Source organism: Micromonospora sp. NPDC050187, from assembly GCF_044459745.1.
GTDB lineage: Bacteria > Actinomycetota > Actinomycetes > Mycobacteriales > Micromonosporaceae > Micromonospora.
On the sequence record NZ_JBITJH010000058.1, the window covers coordinates 1 to 1,328 of the forward strand.

Consider the following 1,328-nt stretch of genomic DNA (forward strand, 5'->3'; position numbering starts at 1 on the left):
GAGGTGGCGACGTAGACGTCGTTGAGGGTGCCCTGGGTGAAGGTGACGATGTCGTCGCGTCCGTCACCGGTGAAGTCCGTCGGCGACCCCGCCAGATACTTACCACCGGAGCCACCGCCGGCGTTGACCAGCGAGATGTAGTAGTCCCAGTTCCAGTGCGGACCGGGGTCGGTGTGGTCGTTGCCGGGGATCTCGTAGTGGGCCTTGATCGCGGTGCGGTTCTTCGGCAGGCCGTACTTGTCGCAGAGATAGCGGGTCAGCGCGGCCGACGACCGGTACATCGCGTCGGTGAACCAGGCCGGGTTGTCGACGTAGCCCTCGTGCTCGATGCCCACCGAGTACGGGTTGCCCGACCGCGCGTGGTAGGCGGTGTCGCCCTCACGCACCATCTGCGTGACCTCGCCGTTGCTGGACTTCACCACGTAGTGCGCGCTCACTCCCGCCGACGGGTTCTGGAACCAGCTGATCGTGCCGGCGTACGAACCCTGGGTCACGTGGATCACCACGGTGGTGATCCGCGAGGATCGGCCGGCCGAGTAGTTGCCGCCGTAGGCCGCGATCCACCGGGCCGGCGGGTACTCCGGCACCGCCGCCGCGCCGACGCCCGAGGTGGCCGATCCGGCGGGGGCGACGCGGGCGTACCGGCCGAGGTCCGGCTGGACCTGCTGCGGCGCGACCCGTACCGCGGTCGTGGTGATGCCGGCGTGCAGAAGGTCGTAGACGTGGTCGGCGTACAGGCGTGCCGTCGCGTCGTCGGCGGCGTGCGCGTACCGCGCGACCACCGGGTACCAGGCGGAGATCCGGTCCCGGTCGGCGGCGGTCAGCTTCTCGGTGTCCGCGAGGTCCCGCAGGAGGGCGGCGCCGCCCCTGATGTTGGCCGAGGTCACCGACTTGAGGGTGGTCACCGGTTGCCCGGTCAGCTCGGCCGCCCGTTCCAGGGTGCGCTGGCGGGGGTTGCTGACCAGGTGCATGACGCCGTAGCCGTTGGCCTGGCTGGGGCGGCCCTCGTGTCCGTCGAGCCGGGTCTCGCCGTAGCCGACGGCGACCAGCAGGTCCTTCGGGACGTCGAATTCACCGGCCGCACGGGCGAAGGCCGCGTCGAGTGGGCTGGTGGGTCCGGCTGTCGCGGGGGCGGCCGGTGCGACGGGGCTCAGCAGCGCTGCCACGAGAACGGCGGCGACGCCCCCGCGCCAGGGGAGTCTGGTGGGTGCCATGGTGGTCTCCCGTTCGCGGCTCAGAGGGTGGTTTCGCCGTTGAGGCCGAAGTAGTCGTGCCATTTGGTTCCGGGTTGGAAGGTGGTGCCGGTGGAGAGTCCGACGTAGACGTCG

General features: G+C 70.6%; 1 protein-coding gene. It reads right to left on the reverse strand.

All coding sequences use genetic code 11. The annotated features are described in order from the left end of the window. A partial coding sequence (locus ACIBJE_RS31570; RefSeq protein ID WP_396753931.1) for an N-acetylmuramoyl-L-alanine amidase occupies positions 1-1,214 on the reverse strand: 1,214 nt, incomplete at its 3' end. Positions 1,215-1,328: the final 114 nt, after the last annotated feature.